This window comes from Barrientosiimonas endolithica (genome assembly GCF_030296655.1).
Classification (GTDB): Bacteria; Actinomycetota; Actinomycetes; order Actinomycetales; family Dermatophilaceae; genus Barrientosiimonas; species Barrientosiimonas humi.
Genome location: NZ_AP027735.1, coordinates 2,121,585 through 2,135,961 on the forward strand (window position 1 = coordinate 2,121,585; position 14,377 = coordinate 2,135,961).

The 14,377-nt window shown below is 73.1% G+C and carries 14 protein-coding genes and 2 pseudogenes; 4 read left to right on the forward strand and 12 right to left on the reverse strand.

The features are described from left to right. Window positions 1-4 precede the first annotated feature (4 nt). The 3 genes from truB to QUE40_RS10735 form a co-directional block, all read right to left on the reverse strand. A complete protein-coding gene (truB, locus tag QUE40_RS10725; RefSeq protein WP_289230951.1) occupies window positions 5-952 on the reverse strand; it encodes a tRNA pseudouridine(55) synthase TruB in 948 nt (315 codons plus the stop codon). Continuing rightward, the gene (gene rbfA / locus QUE40_RS10730; protein WP_142005630.1) at window positions 949-1,392 is read right to left on the reverse strand and encodes a 30S ribosome-binding factor RbfA; all 444 of its coding nucleotides are present in this window, start codon (window positions 1,390-1,392) and stop codon (window positions 949-951) included. The genes truB and rbfA overlap by 4 nt, the downstream gene beginning before the upstream one ends. 90 nt (window positions 1,393-1,482) lie before the next feature. Next, window positions 1,483-2,367, reverse strand: a complete 885-nt coding sequence (locus QUE40_RS10735; RefSeq protein WP_289230952.1) for an ArgP/LysG family DNA-binding transcriptional regulator — start codon at window positions 2,365-2,367, stop codon at window positions 1,483-1,485. Window positions 2,368-2,445: 78 nt separating this feature from the next. On the opposite strand from QUE40_RS10735, the gene QUE40_RS10740 reads away from it, so the two are divergent. After that, window positions 2,446-3,048: a LysE/ArgO family amino acid transporter gene (locus QUE40_RS10740; protein ID WP_142005632.1), complete on the forward strand. Its 603-nt coding sequence runs from the start codon at window positions 2,446-2,448 to the stop codon at window positions 3,046-3,048. Window positions 3,049-3,061: 13 nt separating this feature from the next. Here the strand turns inward: QUE40_RS10740 and QUE40_RS10745 are convergent, their stop codons facing one another. Further along, complete coding sequence (locus QUE40_RS10745; protein ID WP_289230953.1) at window positions 3,062-4,090, reverse strand: TRM11 family SAM-dependent methyltransferase; 1,029 nt, start codon at window positions 4,088-4,090, stop codon at window positions 3,062-3,064. Window positions 4,091-4,137: 47 nt separating this feature from the next. Then, the gene (locus QUE40_RS10750; protein ID WP_289230954.1) at window positions 4,138-4,902 is read right to left on the reverse strand and encodes a TetR/AcrR family transcriptional regulator; all 765 of its coding nucleotides are present in this window, start codon (window positions 4,900-4,902) and stop codon (window positions 4,138-4,140) included. A gap of 95 nt (window positions 4,903-4,997) precedes the next feature. Between QUE40_RS10750 and QUE40_RS10755 the strand changes: the two genes are divergently transcribed. Further along, window positions 4,998-5,435, forward strand: coding sequence for a hypothetical protein (locus QUE40_RS10755; protein ID WP_289230955.1), 438 nt, complete (start codon window positions 4,998-5,000; stop codon window positions 5,433-5,435). 192 nt (window positions 5,436-5,627) lie between these two features. Here the strand turns inward: QUE40_RS10755 and infB are convergent, their stop codons facing one another. The 4 genes and pseudogenes from infB to rimP form a co-directional block, all read right to left on the reverse strand. Further along, window positions 5,628-8,525 carry a translation initiation factor IF-2 gene (gene infB, locus QUE40_RS10760; RefSeq protein WP_289230956.1) on the reverse strand — a complete coding sequence of 966 codons (2,898 nt, stop codon included), beginning with the start codon at window positions 8,523-8,525 and terminating at the stop codon, window positions 5,628-5,630. A gap of 103 nt (window positions 8,526-8,628) precedes the next feature. Next, entirely contained in the window at window positions 8,629-9,012 is a 384-nt protein-coding gene (locus QUE40_RS10765) for a YlxR family protein (RefSeq protein WP_142005637.1), read from the reverse strand. A 12-nt stretch (window positions 9,013-9,024) separates the two neighbouring features. After that, window positions 9,025-10,064, reverse strand: a pseudogene (gene nusA / locus QUE40_RS10770) (transcription termination factor NusA). Next, window positions 10,064-10,594 carry a ribosome maturation factor RimP gene (gene rimP / locus QUE40_RS10775; protein ID WP_142005639.1) on the reverse strand — a complete coding sequence of 177 codons (531 nt, stop codon included), beginning with the start codon at window positions 10,592-10,594 and terminating at the stop codon, window positions 10,064-10,066. Before rimP ends, nusA begins: the two are co-directional and overlap by 1 nt. A 912-nt stretch (window positions 10,595-11,506) precedes the next feature. Between rimP and QUE40_RS19685 the strand changes: the two genes are divergently transcribed. Both QUE40_RS19685 and QUE40_RS10785 read left to right on the forward strand, forming a co-directional pair. Then, complete coding sequence (locus tag QUE40_RS19685) at window positions 11,507-11,752, forward strand: DUF4439 domain-containing protein (RefSeq protein WP_433996997.1); 246 nt, start codon at window positions 11,507-11,509, stop codon at window positions 11,750-11,752. Between the two features lie 241 nt (window positions 11,753-11,993). Then, window positions 11,994-12,751: pseudogene (locus tag QUE40_RS10785) on the forward strand (aminoglycoside phosphotransferase family protein). A gap of 172 nt (window positions 12,752-12,923) precedes the next feature. Here QUE40_RS10785 and QUE40_RS10790 read toward each other — a convergent pair. From QUE40_RS10790 to QUE40_RS10800, 3 genes are all read right to left on the reverse strand, one after another. Next, a complete protein-coding gene (locus QUE40_RS10790; RefSeq protein WP_142005642.1) occupies window positions 12,924-13,571 on the reverse strand; it encodes a dihydrofolate reductase family protein in 648 nt (215 codons plus the stop codon). 284 nt (window positions 13,572-13,855) lie between these two features. Continuing rightward, window positions 13,856-14,110 carry a PIN domain-containing protein gene (locus QUE40_RS10795; protein WP_289230958.1) on the reverse strand — a complete coding sequence of 85 codons (255 nt, stop codon included), beginning with the start codon at window positions 14,108-14,110 and terminating at the stop codon, window positions 13,856-13,858. A gap of 2 nt (window positions 14,111-14,112) precedes the next feature. Next, on the reverse strand, window positions 14,113-14,343 hold the full coding sequence (locus QUE40_RS10800) for a condensation domain-containing protein (RefSeq protein WP_289230959.1): 231 nt from the start codon (window positions 14,341-14,343) through the stop codon (window positions 14,113-14,115). Window positions 14,344-14,377 lie beyond the last annotated feature (34 nt).

Here is a 14,377-nt window from a genome sequence, read left to right on the forward strand (position 1 = left end):
CGGGTCAGGACGCCGGCAGGGCGGCCGGCAGGACCACGTGGGTGCGCACGGTCGGCCCGCTCTCGTCGATCACGGCCACCAGGTCGCCGCCCGGGCCGACGGCCGCGACGCGGGCGGCTCCGTCGGTCCGCGAGCGCAACCGCCGGCCGTGCCGCAGGTGGTCGGCCTCGTCGGCGTCGACCTCGCGCACCGGCAGGTGCGCCGCCGCGGCCTCCGCGAGCGGCACGAGCGGCAGCGGCTCGTCGCCCTCGACCAGAGCCTCCAGCTCGGTGAGCGGGACCGCGCGGTCGAGACCGAAACCGCCCACCCGGGTGCGACGCAGGGCGGTGAGGTGGCCGCCGACGCCGAGGGCGGCGCCGAGGTCGCGGGCGAGCGCGCGCACGTAGGTGCCCGAGCTGACCTCGACCTCCACGTCGAGGTCGACGACGGCCTGCCCGGCCACGGACGTACGCCGCCGGTCGCCGACGTCGAACCGGTGCACCGTGACCGGGCGGGCCGGCAGCTCGACCTGCTCGCCGGACCGGACGCGGGCGTAGGAGCGCACGCCCTTGATCTTGATCGCGCTGACCGCGCTCGGCACCTGCTGGATGTCGCCGGTGAGGTCGCGCACGGCGGCGTCGATCGCCTCGTCGGTCACGCCGGAGGCGTCGTGGGTCGCGGTGACCTCGCCCTCGGCGTCGTCGGTGATCGTGGTCTGCCCGAGCCGCACGGTGGCGGTGTAGGTCTTGTCGCTGCCGACGAGGAAGGTCAGCAGCTTGGTGCCCTGGTTGACGCCGAGCACGAGCACGCCCGTCGCCATCGGGTCGAGCGTGCCCGCGTGCCCGACGCGGCGGGTGCGGGCCAGGCGCCGACCGCGCGCGACGACGTCGTGGCTGGTCCAGCCGGCGGGCTTGTCGACCACGAGCAGACCGGCCGTGGGCTGACCGGTCGCGGGCTGACCGGCCTGGGTCATGCGTCCTCGCGGTCGTCCTCGTCGCCGGGCTTGCGATAGGGGTCGGCCTCGCCGGCGTACGTCGCGGCCGAGGCCGAGCGCGCCAGCTCGGCGTCGCGCTCGCGCGCCTTGCGCAGGGCGTCCTCGAGGTGGGCCGCACCCTCGGGCAGCGCGTCGGGGATGAACTCCAGCGAGGGCGTGAGCCGGATGCCGAGGCCCTTGCCGACGGCGGAGCGGATGCGGCCGCGGTTCTCCTCGAGCACCTCGGCCGTGGCCTCGCGCGAGGCGTCGTCGCCGAAGACGGTGTAGAAGACCGAGGCCTGCTGCAGGTCGCCGGTGACCCGGACGTCGGTCACGGTGACGAAGCCGAGCCGCTCGTCCTTGAGCCGGAACTCCAGATACTCGGCGACCAGCGACTTGATGCGGTCGGCCACCTTGCGGGCGCGTGCGGGGTCAGCCATAGGCCCCAACGTACCCGCCCGCACCGGGTGGTCCCGACGGTGCCGGGCGGCTCGCGGACGCGGTCAGGGCGAGCGGCACGACGGGCGCGGTCAGCGCGGGCGGCGCAGCACGCGCGCCGCGTCGGTCACCAGGTCGGTCAGCCGGTCCAGCGGCGTCGACCGGATCCGCCAGCGCTGCCAGAAGAGGGGTACGTCCACGGGGCCGGCGCCGGGCAGACGCACCAGCGACCCGTCGTCGAGCGCGGTGCCGAGCTGGGCCTCGGGCAGCACGCCCCACCCGAGTCCGGCGCGGACCGCGTGCGCGAACGCCTCGGACGAGGGGACGTGGTGGGTGGGCACCGCGTGGTGGCCGGGGACGCCGTGGGCGCGCAGCACCTGCGCCTGCAGGTCGTCGACGTCGTCGAAGCGCAGCACCGGCATCTGCGACCAGCGGGCGCTGCGGCCGGCCCGGTGATCGGCGAGCAGATCGGGGGTGGCGACGGGGACGTACCGCATGGTGCCGAGCGGGGTGACCGAGCAGCCTTGCACCGCAACGAGATCCGCGGTCACTGCCGCCATCACCGACCCCGCGCGGAGCATGTCGGCCGACGTCGCCTGGTCGGCGACCTCGAGACGCAGGGTCGGGCCGCGCCACGCGGCGACCGCGGCCAGCACGTCCGCGAACCAGGTCGCGAGCGAGTCGGCGTTGACCTCGACCGTGAGCACGGCCGCCGAGGCTGCTCCCGTCACGGCCGCGGCGGCCTCCTCGTCGAGCAGCAGCAGCTGCCTGCCGATCCGCACCAGCTCGGCGCCCGCGGGCGTCGGCTGGGCGGGGGCGCTGCGCACGAGCAGCACCTGGCCGGCCCGCGACTCCAGCGCCTTGATGCGCTGACTGACGGCCGACTGGGTGACGCCCAGCGCCGTCGCCGCCGCCGCGAAGGTCCCCTCGTCGACGACGGCGACGAGGGCTTCGAGATGGTCGGGCGGGAAGCGCACGCCCCACCATAAGCAGATCTGATCTCTGAGCAGAAAAATTCGCTTCTCGGATGGGAGCCGGGTGCCTAGCGTTGTCCCGTGCTCCCCTTCTTCCCCGGGCTCCTCACCGGCCTGTCGCTCATCGTCGCCATCGGCGCGCAGAACGCGTTCGTGCTGCGTCAGGGGCTGACCGGACGACACGTGCCGCCCGTCATCCTGACCTGCATCGCCGTCGACGTGACGCTGATCCTGGTCGGCGTCGCCGGCATCGGGACCATCGCCGAGCGTGCGCCGCTCGTGCTCGACCTGCTGCGCTGGGGTGGCGTCGCCTATCTCACCTGGTTCGCGGTCCGGTCGTTCCGGGCGGCCGCGTCGCCCACCGGGCTCGACGCCGGCCGGGCCTCGTCGGCGGGGCGCCGGTCGGTGATCTCGGCCACCCTGGCGGTGTCGCTGCTCAACCCGCACGTCTATCTCGACACGATGGTGATGCTCGGCACGATCGCGAACCAGCACGGCCCCGTAGGCCGTTGGGCGTTCGCCGCCGGCGCCTGCGTAGCGAGCGTCAGCTGGTTCACCGCGCTCGGGCTCGGCGCCCGCAAGCTCTCCGGCCGGTTGTCGCGGCCGTCGACCTGGCGCTGGATCGACGCGAGCATCGGCGTGGTGATGCTCGGCCTGGCAGCGATGCTGGCGCTGGGCGGCTGAGCCGCGGCGTCGGTCAGGCGCGCCGCGCCACGATCAGGTCGCGGTCGATCGAGGCGTCCACCCGGTGACGGTACGTGTCGTCCGTCGGGTCCCCCACCGGCTCCAGGCCGTGCCGCCCGAACAGCTCCACCAGCTCCTCCGGCGGCGCCACGTGCCGGTTGTACGTCAGCCCCAGCGCTCCCCCGCGGCGCAGCACCCGCAACCAGCCCGGCAGCGCGACGTCCAGCAGCTGCAACGGGTTTCGCGCGATGCGGTCGCCGTGCGAGCCGTGCTCGACGCCGTACGGCGTGTCGGTGACGACGACGTCGAACTGGCCGCCCTTGAGCAGCCCGTCGAGGTCGGTGGTGTCGGTCCCGAGGTAGGTCAGCCGCTGCACCTGCCCCGCCTTGAACTCCTCCTTGGTGGGGGCGACGGTGACGTCGAGCCGGCGTCCGCGGACGCGCCCGTGCGTGCGCAGCTGGCCGACGTCGGCGGTGTGCTTGTAGCGGTGCTGGCGCAGCCAGGTCTTGATGAACCGCTCGTACTCCTCGAAGTCGCGCTTGTCGACGTCGACGCCCGTCACGTCCAGCCCGTACGTCAGCGCCACGTTGAGCGTCGTCCCACGCCCGCACATGGGGTCCAGCACCTGCAGGGTGCCGTCGAGAAGCCGCTCCGGGTGATCGGTCGCCGCGGCGGTGACGTCGAGCAGCAGGCGGGTGAGCTGCTCGTTGGTCTTGCCCGGGTACTTCTGGATCGTGACGAGGTCGGACGGGTATCGCTCTGGCCGGCGCAGCGGAACGGGTCGCAGCAGCTCGCCCTCCCGGGCGAAGATCGCGTGCGCGGCAGAGACCACCGACAGCACGCGTACGGCCTCGTCATCGACCGCTCCTGCGAGCCGCACGGCGAGGTAGTCGACACCGGCCACCTGGACCGGCTCGACCGAATCGAGCGGAAGCCCGAACCCCGTTGCCAACGCTTGGATCTCGGCCGCGACGAGCCGGGGCGCCTCCGAGGCGTACACCCGGTTCGCCGACGGGGACAACAGGATCAACAGCTCCACCACGCCGGACAGGCTAGTGCGACGCTTCCCCCGGGCGGCATTCCGGCGGATCACTGCGCGAGCGACCCAACCTTGGTGCGCAGGCTCGCGGCCCAGTCGGCCGGGAGGTCACGGTCGGGGTCGGGCGCCAGGTGGATCGACACCAGCGCGGGCATCGCGGCTCGGACGTCCGCAGCCGCCCGGGCGGCACCCTCGCGCGGGGCCACCCGCCACGCCTGCGTCACGGAGCCGCGGATCAGGCTGGTGGCGGTGCGCACCAACGTGTCGAGGCCGACGGACCCCACCACCTGCAGCGCCAGCTCCTCGGCGAGGAGGCGATAAGCAGCGATCAGCCGCTCGCGGCGCCGAGCCTCCGAGTCGACCAGGACCTCGGCGATGACCTCCCGCGTCCCGGCGTCCGGCAGCGCGTCGACCGCGGCGACGAGCAGCAGGTAGGTGCGCCACTCCGGCGAGGAGAACAGCAGCTCGACCTCTACCGCCGCAGCCTCGCCGAGCATCGACCCGGCGAGCGCAACCCGGTCGCCACGGTCGCTGCGGCGACGGGCTGCTCGAGTCACCACGTCGGCCAGCACCTCGGGTCCGACCGTCGGCGGCTCGACCACGGTCGCGACGTGGCGCAGCACGTCGACCGCGAGGGCATCCCGGCTGGGCCAACGTCGATAGACAGCGGCGCGGGCGACCCCCGCGTGCTCGATGACCTCCTCCATCCGGAGTCGCAGGTCCAGGACGAGGCCGTCTCGCTGCACGAGTCTGGTCGCGGCGTCCAGGACGCGCTGGGTGGTCTCGGCCTCGCTCAGGCGCTTCTTCGGGGGCACCAGGGCATCGTGCCACGACACCAACCCCTCTTGCGACATCATGTCTCTTGCTTGATACTCGATGTATCAATATGAAACGCGACCCCAGGAGTGACATGAGCACCACCCCGTCCGCACCGAGAAGCGCCACCGTCCTGTGGGCCGGAGCGCTCGCCTGCGCGCTGTCCGTCGTCGTCACGATCGCCACCCAAGGGGCCCTGCGAGACGGCCTCGCAGCGGCGTACACCTACACCGCGGACCGCACTCTGGAGGCGGCCCAGTCGGCAACGCTGACCTACCTGTTCACGATCGCCGGGCTCGGCCTGGTCTTCTACACCGCCTACGCCCTGGCCGGCCGGCGGGCGGGCCGCAGCGGGATCGCAGCCTGGCTCTCGGTCGGGCTGCTGGTCCTCGCCTCGGCGCTCGCGATCTACAACCTCACCCAGCCCTTCCCGCTCGCGGTCCGGCTGGTCGGGCTGCTGCCGCCGGCCGTCGGGGTGCTGGCGGTCGGCACGCTCCGCGCCGAGCGCCGCGCCACCGCCGCCGCAGCCTGACGCCCGCCCGGCATCGTCGACGGCGGCACAGGCCACGTTCTCGGCCGCAGCTCCTCCTCCGGCCGCGCTCGCAGGCTCGCCCGCCCGGCATCGTCGACGGCGGCACAGATACGACGACGGCGGCACAGAAGTTATCTGTGCCGCCGTCGTACTTCGTGGGCCGCCGTCGTCGGGCGGCCGTTCGCCGTGGGACTACGCCCGCGGCTTCTCGCGCATCTCGTACGTCGCGATCAGGTCGCCCTCCTGGAGGTCGTTGTAGGACCCCAGGTTGATGCCGCACTCGAAGCCCTCGCGGACCTCGGTGACGTCGTCCTTGAAGCGACGCAGACCGGCGATCTCGACGTCCTCGGCCACGACCACCCCGTCGCGGGTGATGCGGGCCTTGGCGCCGCGCCGGATCTCGCCCGAGCGCACGATCGAACCGGCGATGTTGCCGAACTTGGAGCTGCGGAAGATCTCGCGGATCTCCGCCGTCCCGAGCTCGTGCTCCTCGTACTCCGGCTTGAGCATGCCCTTGAGCGCCTGCTCGATCTCCTCGATGGCCTGGTAGATCACCGAGTAGTAGCGGATCTCCACGCCTTCCTTCTCGGCGTACTCGGCGTTCTGGCCCTCGGCACGGACGTTGAAGCCGATGATCACCGCGTTGGAGGCCACCGCGAGGTTGATGTTGTTCATCGTGATCGCGCCGACGCCACGGTCGATGATCCGCAGGTCCACGTCGTCGCCGACGTCGATCTGCAGCAGCGCGTCCTCGAGCGCCTCGACCGAACCGGACACGTCGCCCTTGAGGATGAGGTTGAGCGTCTCGACCTTGCCGGCCGCGAGCTGCTCGTTGAGGTCCTCGAGGCTGATCCGCTTGCGGGCCTTGGCCAGCGACGCCTGCCGGTCGGCGGCCTCACGCTTCTCGGCGATCTGCCGAGCCGTGCGGTCGTCGGGCGCGACGATGAACGTGTCACCGGCGCGCGGCACCGACGCCAGACCGGTCACCTGCACCGGACGCGACGGACCCGCCTCCTCGACGTTCTGGCCGTGCTCGTCGAGCATCGCCCGGACGCGGCCGTGGGCCGTGCCGGCGACGATGCCGTCACCGACACGCAGCGTGCCGGACTGCACCAGCACCGTCGCGACCGCGCCGCGACCACGGTCGAGGTTGGCCTCGATCGCGACACCACGGGCGTCCTTGTCGGGGTTGGCGCGCAGGTCCAGCGCCGCGTCTGCGGTGAGCAGCACGGCCTCCAGCAGCGAGTCGATGTTCTGACCCTGCTTGGCGGAGACGTCGACGAACATCGTGTCGCCGCCGTACTCCTCGGCGATGAGGTTGTACTCGGTCAGCTGACCGCGGATCTTCGCCGGGTCGGCGCCCTCGACGTCGATCTTGTTGACCGCGACCACGATCGGCACGTCGGCCGCCTGGGCGTGGTTCAGCGCCTCGATCGTCTGCGGCATCACCCCGTCGTCGGCCGCCACCACGAGGATCGCGATGTCGGTGACCTTGGCACCACGGGCACGCATGGCGGTGAACGCCTCGTGACCCGGGGTGTCGATGAAGGTGATCGGCCGGTCCTCGCCCTCGTGCTCCTTGTGCACCTGGTAGGCACCGATGTGCTGGGTGATGCCACCAGCCTCGGAGGCCTGGACGTCGGCGTTGCGGATTGCGTCGAGCAGTCGGGTCTTTCCGTGGTCGACGTGACCCATCACGGTGACGACCGGCGGCCGCGGCAGCAGGTCCTCGTCGTCCTCGGCCTCCTCCTCGGCCTCGAGGTCGATGTTGAACGAGCTGAACAGCTCCTTCTCCTCGTCCTCGGGCGAGACGATCTGCACGTCGTAGCCCAGCTCGGTGCCGAGCAGCGCGAACGTGTCCTCGTCCAGCGACTGGGTCGCGGTGGCCATCTCACCGAGGTGGAACAGCACCGTCACCAGGCTGGCGGGGTTGGCGTCGATCTTGTCGGCGAAGTCGGTGAGCGAGGCACCGCGACGCAGCCGTACCACCGTGCTGCCGTCACCGCGGGGAACGGTGACGCCACCGACGGACGGCGCCTGCATCTCCTCGAACTCGCGACGCTTGGCCCGCTTCGACTTGCGGCCGCGGACCTTGCCGCCGCCACGACCGAACGCACCCTGGGTGCCGCCGCGGCCACCGGGGCCACGACCGCCACCGGGACGCCCGCCGAAGCCGCCGCGGTAGCCACCGCCACCGGGGCCGCCGCCGGGACCGCCACCGCGGCCGCCGGGGCCACCGCCGCGCGCCGGGCGCTCACCCGGACGGGGGACAGCGGTCTTGCCCGGCATCATGTTCGGGCTCGGGCGCGGGCCCCCGGGACGGGGAGCGCCGCCACCCGGGCGCGGACCGGCCTGGCCGGGCGCGCCCTGACGGTTCGCGGGGCCACCGGCGCCGGCACCCTGACGGTTGCCCGGGCGCGGCATGCCCTGCTTGTCGGCGAACGGGTTGTTGCCCGGACGCGGCCCCGGCGAGGGGCGCATGCCCTGCGAGGACGAGAACGGGTTGTTGCCCGGACGCGGTCCCGGCGTGCCCGGACGGGGCCCGGGACGCGAGGTGCCGCTCGGGCGCTGGCCCGGGGTCGGAGCCCCCGACGGCTTCGGCGCCGCCGGACCCGGCTTGCTCTCGGTCGCCGGCTTGCTCTCGGTCGCCGGCTTGCTCTCGGCCGCCGGGGCGCTGGGCGCGCTCGGCGTCGGCTTCTCGGCGGGCGCGGCCTGCTCGACCGGCTCGCTCGTGGTGGGGGCTGCCGGGGTCGGCTCGGCCGCAGCCGGAGCCTCGGCCGGAGTCGGCTCGGCCGCAGGCTTCGCGGGGCCCGGCTTCGGACCGGGCTTGGCAGCAGCGCCCGGCTTGGGGGCAGCCTTCTTGGCGGGCGCCGTCTTGGCGGCGTCCTTGGTGGTGCTCTTGGCGGTGTCGTCGCCGTCGGCCTTCTTGGCCGCCGCGGGAGGGTTCTCCCGGATCTTGCGCACGACGGGAGCCTCGATGGTCGAGCTCGCAGACTTCACGAACTCGCCCTGCTCCTTCAGGTGGGCCAGGAGCTCCTTGCTCTCGACCCCGAGCTCCTTGGCGAGCTCGTGGACCCGGACCTTTGCCACGTTTCTCCTTGCTGGTCGTGACGGCCCGGGTCGTGCCGGCGCTGGCCGGCAGCACGGACCGTCAGGGGTGGGTGCTCATCGGTGAGTACTCATCGGGTGCTCATCAGCGTTGAACCCGCTTCCTACGGTCAGCCGCGACGACGGTCGCCTCGGCATCCTTGCTGTTCTCGCCCTGCAGCGCCTCGACCGTGGCCACGACCTCGTCGAGGTCGAGCTGGTCGGCGGTGCGCAACGCCCGGCCGAAGGCCCGCCGCGCGACCGCCTTGTCGAGGCAGTCGGCATCGGGATGAAGCCAGGCACCGCGGCCCGGCAGCCGCTTCCGCAGGTCGGGGACCACCCGGGATGTCCCGGGCCGGGCCTCGTCCGCGACGGCGACGACACGCAGCAGTGCGGACCGCTCGCCGCGCCGACGGCACCCCACACACGTGCGCCTTCCGGCGTGCGAACGAGGGCTGCGACCGTCGGACGGGAGATCGGTCACCACCATTCTAGCGCCAGCTCAGTCAGAACCCGATTCGGGTGGCGCCGCCGACGCGGCCGCGCCCTGCCCCGCGCCCGTGGGCGTGTCGGGTCGGATGTCGATGCGCCAGCCGGTGAGCTTCGCGGCGAGCCGGGCGTTCTGCCCCTCCTTGCCGATCGCGAGGCTGAGCTGGAAGTCGGGTACGACCACGCGGGCCGAGCGCGCGCGCTCGTCGACGATCTCGACGGACTGCACCCGGGCCGGCGACAGCGCCGCGGCGACGAACTCGGCCGGGTCCTCGGAGTAGTCGACGATGTCGATCTTCTCGCCCTGCAGCTCGGTCATGACCGCGCGCACCCGGCTGCCCATCGGGCCGATGCAGGCGCCCTTGGCGTTGACTCCGGGCACCGTCGCCTTGACCGCGATCTTGGTGCGGTGACCCGACTCGCGGGCGAGCGCGGCGATCTGCACGGTGCCGTCCGCGATCTCGGGCACCTCGAGGGCGAACAGCTTGCGCACCAGGTTGGGGTGCGTGCGCGACAGCGTGATCTGCGGGCCCTTCAGCCCGCGCTTGACGCTCACGACGAAGCAGCGCAGCCGGTCGCCGTGGGCGTAGGACTCCCCGGCACCTGCTCGGCCGAGGGCAGGATGCCCTCGACGGTGCCGAAGTCGACGCGCACGACCCGCGGGTCGCTCGACTGCTGGATCACGCCGGCGACGACGTCACCCTCGCGGCCCCGGAAGTCGCCGAGGATGGCCTCGTCCTCCAGGTCGCGCATGCGCTGGACGATGACCTGACGCGCGGTGGCCGCCGCGACCCGGCCGAACCCGCTCGGGGTGTCGTCGAACTCGGGCCCGGGCTCGCCGCGGTTGCCCTCCTCGTCGACGGGGGCCTCCTCGCGGGCCCACACCACGACGTGGCCGGTCTTGCGGTCGAGCTCGACGCGCGCGTCGCGCAGCGAGCCGTCCTCGCGGTGGTACGCCGTGAGCAGCGCCTGCTCGATCGCCGGGACGATGACGTCCATCGGGATGTCGCGCTCGCGCTCCAGCAGGCGCAGGGCCGCCATGTCGATGTCCATCAGCTCTCCTCGTCGTCGGCGTCGGAACGGTTGAACTCCAGCTGCACCTTGGCCCGGTCGACGTCGGGCAGCGCGAACCGCTGCTCCTCGCCCTGCTCGGGCTGCACGGTGAACCCGTCAGCGTCGGCGGCCACCAGCCGGCCGGTGACCTCCTGCTCGCCGGCGCGCACCTCGACCAGCCGTCCGACGTTGCGCCGGAAGTGGCGCGGCTCGGTGAGCGGCCGGTCGGTGCCGGGCGAGGAGACCTCGAGGACGTAGGGCTGCTCGCCCATCACGTCGGAGGCGTCGAGCGCGTCGCTCACCGCGCGCGTCGCGTCGGCGACGGCGTCGAGGCTGAGCGGCGGGACCGCCGACGTGGTGTCGGCGTCGTCGAGGTCGGCCAGGTCGTGGTCGAGCAGCACGCGCACCAGGCGGCGCTTGCCGGCGGGGGTGACGGCGACGTCCTCGACCACGAGACCGAGCGGGCGGACGGCCGCGGTGACCTCGTCGAGCACCGCCTGCGCGCGTGCGGACCGGTCGCCTGTGCTCATCACGTGCTCCTGCCTCTGTTCTCGAGTGGGCGCCGGACGGTGTCCGGCGCCAGGGGTCGTCAACCCGCAAAGGGTAACGGAGACCTGGGGTCCCTCCGGGCGCGTGACATGATCGCCCGGTGAGTCAGCAGGGGTCAGGTGGGGTGTCCCGGCGCGCCCTCGTGGCCTCGCTGTCCGCCGGAGCGACGCTCTCGCTGGTCGGTTGCGGCGTCCGTCTCGAGCGCGAAGCGCCGCAGGTCCCGGGTCTGCGCACGCAGGACCCGCCCGCCGACCAGGACACGCTGCTCGCGACGCTCGGCGCCCTCCAGCGGCTGGTGCGCACCGCCGAGTCCACCGACCCGGCCCTGTCCCCGTGGGTCGGACCGCTGCTCACCATGCACCGCTCGCAGGTCTCGCGGCTGGTCGACGTCATGGCCGGTCTGGGCATCGACGTGCCGTCGGTCGCCGGGAGCAGCTCGCGCCCGCCGGCGCCCGCCCCGTCCACGACACCGTCCGGGTCCGGCACCTCTCCGGCGCCACCCTCCGGCGCGCAGGAGACACCTCCGCCGACCACCACCACGCGCTCCCCGGGTCCACCAGCCTGGCCCCCGACGTGGCCGCGCTCGCCCGGGCCGAGCAGGACGTGCCCGCCTCCGCCGGGCTCGGCGCCGCCTGGTCGGCCGAGCCGACCAACCGCGCGATGCTGCTGGCGCTCGGCGTCACCCGCCACGCCGCGGTCCGGGTGCTGGGCGCCTCGCCGGCGATGGCGTACGGCTCGGTGCCGGCCGCGGCCAGCGCCACGCCGCTCGCCCAGGCGGTCCGGCCGGCGGTCTACGGCTTCGAGGTCATCGCAGCGCGCACGCCCACCGACCAGCGCGCGCTCGTCACCTCCACGCTCGGCTGGCTCTACGGCGCGCGCAGCGCCTCGACGCGGTGCTGGAGGAGCCGGCACGCCCGAGTTATCGGCTGCCGGGGCAGGTCACCGACCAGGCGTCGGCGCGGCGGCTGGCCCAGGCGCTGCTCGGCTCGGTCGCCCGCGCCGCCGCGAGCCAGGTCACGCCGACGGCCGCCCAGGGGCAGGCTCGGCGCGACTGGCTGGTGCGCGTGTGGTCGCTCGCGGCGGCCGACGGCTGGCAGTGGGGCACCCCGCCCGAGCCGTTCCCCGGACTCACGCTCTGACCGCTGCCCCAGGAGGAGACGCATGGGAACCCTCGCCGACCGCATCGGCACGCCGGACGGGAGCGTGCCCGACCTGGGCGCCTTCGGGCCGTCGGTGCCGCCGTCGTTCGTCAGCCTCGTCAGCGGGCACGAGCCCGAGGGCGGGGTCGAGGGGAGCGACTGGTTGCGCACCCTGCCGCGGCTGGTGCGCGAGTGCGCCGAGCGGTGGCAGCTGCGGGCCACTGGGCCGGTGCGGCACGGGATGGCCGCGGTGGTGGTCCCGTGCACGTCCGCCGAGCACGGCCCCGCCATGCTCAAGGTCACCTGGCCGCACCCCGAGGCCGAGCACGAGCATCTCGCGCTGCGGGCGTGGGCCGGCGAAGGAGCCGTACGTCTGCTCGCGGCCGACCCGAGCCGCTGGGCCATGCTCCTGGAGCCGGCGCACGACGACCGACCGCTCACCACCGTCGACGTCGACACCTCCTGCGAGGTCGTCGGCGGGCTGCTGCGTCGACTCGACCGCCCGGCGCTGCCGGGCACGACACCGCTGTCGCAGGAGTGCGAGCGCTGGGCCGAGCGGATCCGGCACGAGGGCCCGCGGTGCTGCCGCGACGGCTCGTCGACCGGGCCGCCGCGATCTTCACCGAGCTCGGCGGTGAGGCCGGCGTCGACGACCGGCTGGTGCACACCGACCTGCACGACGGCAACGTGCTGGCCGCCGACCGCGAGCCGTGGCTCGCGATCGACCCGAAGCCGATGGCTGCGGTGCCGGAGTTCGCGGTGGCCTGCCTGGTGTGGAACCGCGAGGAGGAGGCGACGTCCGCGCCCTCGCTGCGCGAGCACGTACGGCGAAAGGTCGAGATCACTTGCGCCGCAGGCGATCTCGACGTCGATCAGGCGATGATGTGGACCCTCGCCCGGTGCGCTCTCAACGCCGTCTGGGAGGCCGAGCGCCCGGACGCCGCCGACGCCGACTTCGTCACCTGGCAGGTGTCGGTCGCCAAGGCGATGGACGGCTGAGCCAGGCCCCGGAGCCGCCTCCCACCCGCGAACCGTCGTGACTGTGCAAGACACGCGGGCCCGGTGCGAGTGCGTACCCGCGTGTCCTGCACAGTCACGGACTGCCGATTCCTCACCGGGAACCGGACCGGCGCTCCGCACGGTCGGACAGACCCCGAACCACCGGCCGGTCCTAGGAGACGACGGTGTCCTTGCCGTCGACCACCTCGTGGTTGGCGGACTGGAACGCGGTGGGGCGCAGCGACATCGCGATCGCGCCGGGGCCCGTCTGGCGCACGTCGGCCACCTCGAACGAGGCGGGCGGGGTGCCCTCGCCGAACAGCCGCTTGCCGCTGCCCACCACCGTCGGGAACTGGATCACCCGGTACTCGTCGACCAGTCCGTTGGCCGTCAGCCCCTGGATCAGCTCCCAGCTGCCGTGCACCTGCAGCTCGCCGTCGCCGCCGGACGCCTTCAGCTCGCGCACCCGTTCGACCAGGTCGTCGCCGAAGACGCCTTGGGTGTTGTTCCAGGTGGCGTCCGCCGGCGCGAGCGTCCGGGAGGCGACGAACTTCGGCACGGCGTTCAGCCGCTGCGCCACCGGGTTGTCCGGGTCGGTCACCTGCGGCCAGTACGCCGCCATGATCTGGTAGGTGTTCCGGCCGAACAGCAGGGCGTCGGTGCGCGCGAACCAGCCGTCGACGACCTCGCCGAAGACCTCGTCGGCGAACGGCGCCATCCAACCGCCCTGCGCGAATCCGCCCGAGGTGTCCTCCTCAGGGCCGCCCGGGCCCTGCATGACCCCGTCGGCGGTGACGAAGGTGTGGGTCGTCAGACGCATCTTCCAGCTCCTGCCCGTACGCCGACGGCGGCTCGTGCTCCCGAGCGGGGCGCCTCGACGGACGGGAACAACCTGACACACCCCGGACGCCCGCGCAGCCGGGCCCGTAGAACTCGTCGGAGAGTGCCGGGTGGAGGGGTATGGCCAACCGACTCGCCGCCAGCCTGTCGTTACCTCGCAACAGGTGGGCGGCACGTGTTGGGTCAGCTGACACCTTCCGCTGCCGTGTTAGACCTTTCGAGATTTCTTAACACGTACCGCGGATGCGGGTCTTGGCGGATCTGCTACACACTCTGGCCGACCAGGACGATCCTGTCGGGCACCTCTTGGGCCAGGCCGCGATCGAAGGTTGCCAGCACTCCGTCATGAGCGGCCGCCAGGCCCGCCAGATAGGCGTCCGCGACCTGCCGGTGGCCGCGCATGCGCACGAGGTCTGCATCGGCGTACGACAGCGAGTCCGGCCAGAACTCGCAGCGGGGCATCGCGCGGACCGCTCGCAGCGTCAACGCGATCAGCACGTTGGCGTCGAGCAGGTGCACCGTCACTCGTCGTCCAGCACGTCAGCCACGTCCGCCGACGTGACGCGCTTGCCGAGGCTGACCACCGGGAAGCCGGAGCGCTCGTCGGTGCGGATGTGCAGCGGCTCGTGCAGCTGTCCCAGCCCCCGCACGGTGAGCTCGGACACGACGGACGACAAGGAGACCCCGCGCTCACGGGCCAGCTCGACGGCCCGCCGGTGCACGGCGGGTGGCAGGTCGACGGTGGTGCGCATGGCTGCATCATCATCACATCACCTTTGATGCATT

What these genes read in the sequence shown, in the direction of transcription:
- QUE40_RS10800 (WP_289230959.1), bottom strand. Translation starts at nt 14,343, where the DNA reads ATGCGCACCACCGTCGACCTGCCACCCGCCGTGCACCGGCGGGCCGTC.
- truB (WP_289230951.1), bottom strand. Translation starts at nt 952, where the DNA reads ATGACCCAGGCCGGTCAGCCCGCGACCGGTCAGCCCACGGCCGGTCTG.
- rimP (WP_142005639.1), bottom strand. Translation starts at nt 10,594, where the DNA reads ATGAGCACAGGCGACCGGTCCGCACGCGCGCAGGCGGTGCTCGACGAG.
- QUE40_RS10755 (WP_289230955.1), top strand. Translation starts at nt 4,998, where the DNA reads ATGAGCACCACCCCGTCCGCACCGAGAAGCGCCACCGTCCTGTGGGCC.
- QUE40_RS10790 (WP_142005642.1), bottom strand. Translation starts at nt 13,571, where the DNA reads ATGCGTCTGACGACCCACACCTTCGTCACCGCCGACGGGGTCATGCAG.
- rbfA (WP_142005630.1), bottom strand. Translation starts at nt 1,392, where the DNA reads ATGGCTGACCCCGCACGCGCCCGCAAGGTGGCCGACCGCATCAAGTCG.
- QUE40_RS10765 (WP_142005637.1), bottom strand. Translation starts at nt 9,012, where the DNA reads ATGGTGGTGACCGATCTCCCGTCCGACGGTCGCAGCCCTCGTTCGCAC.